General features: G+C 59.0%; 2 protein-coding genes and 1 pseudogene. 2 read left to right on the top strand and 1 reads right to left on the bottom strand.

The window, feature by feature from the left end; translation table 11 throughout:
* Positions 1-500 (top strand): agmatine deiminase family protein (locus DBR30_RS22315; RefSeq protein WP_258224452.1); only part of this gene is annotated, 500 nt, incomplete at its 5' end.
* 137 nt (positions 501-637) lie between these two features.
* Positions 638-2,341 carry an amidase gene (locus DBR30_RS15560; RefSeq protein WP_108542333.1) on the top strand — a complete coding sequence of 568 codons (1,704 nt, stop codon included), beginning with the start codon at positions 638-640 and terminating at the stop codon, positions 2,339-2,341.
* A gap of 59 nt (positions 2,342-2,400) precedes the next feature.
* Here DBR30_RS15560 and DBR30_RS21280 read toward each other — a convergent pair.
* A pseudogene (locus DBR30_RS21280) lies at positions 2,401-2,820 on the bottom strand (hypothetical protein); the annotation flags it as partial.

Genomic DNA, 2,820 nt, shown 5'->3' with positions numbered 1-2,820 from the left:
CCAGCTTTATCTGGCTGGACGAAGGCGTCTACATGGATGAAACCGACGGCCACATCGACAACATGTGCTGCTTCGTGCGTCCGGGGGAAGTGGCCCTGCACTGGACTGACGATCAGAACGATCCCCAGTACGCCCGCTCCGTGGCCGCCCTCAAGGTGCTGGAAGCGGCGGTCGATGCCAAGGGTCGCAAGCTGAAAGTGTGGAAGCTGCCCCAGCCGGGCCCACTGTTCTGCACTGAAGAGGAGTCTGCCGGTGTCGAGAGCGGTACCGGTGTGCCGCGCGAGGCAGAAGGCCGTCTGGCCGGTTCCTATGTGAACTTCCTCATCACCAACGATCGCATCGTCTATCCGCTGCTGGATGCCGCCACCGATGGCGAAGCCCAACGCATTCTGGAAGAGATCTTCCCCGATCACACCGTGGTCGGCGTGCCGGCCCGCGAGATCCTGCTGGGCGGTGGCAATATCCACTGCATTACTCAGCAAATCCCCTCAGGGAAGTAATAACCTGTTCCAAGCCAGCTGAGGTTGGTATTCAAAACCCCACGCCGTGGGGTTTTCTCTCTTGATGGTGTGATGGTCAGCAGGCGCTGATGCGGCGATCATCATGACAAACAGTCACCCTTTTACAGGAGATCCCCATGATCGAAGTGACCGAGGTTTCCATTGCCGAGCTGCGTGCTGCGCTCGAATCAGGCCGCACCACAGCGGTCGAACTGGTCAAGGCCTATCTGGCCCGGATCGAGGCTTACAACGGCCCCGAGACTGCCACCAAACTCAATGCCGTGGTGGTCGCCAATCCCGATGCGCTGAAAGAGGCCGAGGCTTCCGATGCCCGCCGCGCCCGTGGCGAGACCCTGAGCCCGCTCGACGGCATCCCCTACACCGCCAAAGACAGCTATCTGGTCAAGGGGCTGACTGCCGCCTCCGGCAGCCCGGCCTTCAAGGATCTGGTGGCCCAGCGCGATGCCTTTACCGTTGAGCGCCTGCGCGCCGCCGGTGCCATCTGCCTTGGCAAAACCAATATGCCGCCGATGGCCAATGGCGGCATGCAGCGCGGCGTCTATGGCCGTGCCGAGAGCCCCTACAACGCCGACTACCTGACTGCGCCCTTTGCCTCCGGCTCCTCCAACGGTGCCGGTACCGCCACCGCCGCCAGCTTCTCCGCCTTCGGTCTGGCGGAAGAGACCTGGTCGAGCGGCCGAGGCCCTGCCTCCAACAACGGTCTGTGTGCCTACACCCCGTCCCGTGGCGTCATCTCGGTGCGCGGCAACTGGCCGCTGACTCCGACCATGGATGTGGTGGTGCCCTATGCCCGCACCATGAATGATCTGCTGGAAGTGCTCGACGTGGTAGTGGCTGACGATGCCGAGACCCGTGGCGATCTGTGGCGCATGCAACCTTGGGTGCAGCTGCCCAAGGCCTCCGAGGTGCGTCCGGCTTCCTATCTGGATCTGGCTGCCAAGGCCGATGCCCTCAAGGGCAAGCGCCTCGGCGTGCCGCGCATGTTTATCAACAAGGATGAACTGGCCGGCACCAGCGAAAACCCCGGCATCGGCGGCCCGACCGGTCAGCGCATCCATACCCGCGAGACCGTGATCGCCCTCTGGGAAGATGCGCGCAAGGCGCTGGAAGCCGCTGGCGCCGAAGTTATCGAAGTGGACTTCCCGCTGGTCTCCAACTGCGAAGGGGATCGACCAGGTGCGCCGACCGTGTTCAATCGCGGCATCGTGAGCCCGGAGTTTCTCAACGACGAGCTGTGGGAGCTCTCCGGCTGGGCGTTCGACGACTTCCTGCGCGCCAACGGCGATCCCAAGTTGAACAAGCTTGAGGATGTCGATGGGCCGAAGATCTTCCCCCACGATCCGGGCACCCTGCCGAACCGCGAGGGCGATCTGGCGGCGGGCATGGACGAGTACGTCAATATGGCCAAGCGCGGCCTGAAATCCTGGGACGAGATCGCCACAGTGCCGGACGGCCTGCGTGGTCTGGAAAAGACCCGCAAGCTGGACTTGGAAGACTGGATGGACGGGCTCAAGCTCGATGCCGTGCTGTTCCCCACCGTCGCCGACGTCGCCCCGGCTGATGCGGATGTGAATCCGGCCTCCGCCGATATCGCCTGGAGCAACGGCATCTGGGTTGCCAACGGCAACCTCGCCATTCGCCACCTCGGCGTGCCGACTGTCACCGTCCCCATGGGCATCATGGCCGATATCGGTATGCCGGTGGGCCTGACCTTCGCCGGTCGCGCCTATGACGACAACAACCTGCTGCGCTTCGCCTCGGCCTTCGAATCCACCGGCAGCAAGCGTATGGTGCCGCCACGCACGCCGCCGTTGGGTTAAATATCCTAGATTAGTCTGGTGATAATGAAATAAAACCCACCCGTTATACGGGTGGGATCTTATTCTTCATAGTCATCAGGATCATAAGAAGACTTTTGAAGTATTATCTCGGCGCTATCTATATCTAGAGATATTAGGGAATCAGTAAATTCTATCTCTTCTATTGTTGCACGTGCAGCAAGCTCGTCTTCATAATTCAACTTTACATAGACGAACGTTTCCTCTTTATGCTTGGCGTGTAACTTATCGGTCACTATAAAAACAAATTCTCTATCTTCAGGATCCCAAGGAGAGTCCTCATAATTTGCAGCTGAATATTCTGCACTAACCAGCATCTCTATCGTTAATTCATAGGTTGCGCTATGAGGGCTGACTTCTATAATATTTTTGTCTATTATATTAACTTGGTTGACAACTATGCTATCAATATCAGCATCTAAGTAGTCACTACTTTCTGGATAAAACTCCATATCTGAAAG

This window comes from Aeromonas sp. HMWF017, assembly GCF_003061465.1.
In the GTDB taxonomy this organism is placed as follows: domain Bacteria; phylum Pseudomonadota; class Gammaproteobacteria; order Enterobacterales; family Aeromonadaceae; genus Aeromonas; species Aeromonas veronii.
This window is presented reverse-complemented; position numbering and strand designations above follow the sequence as displayed.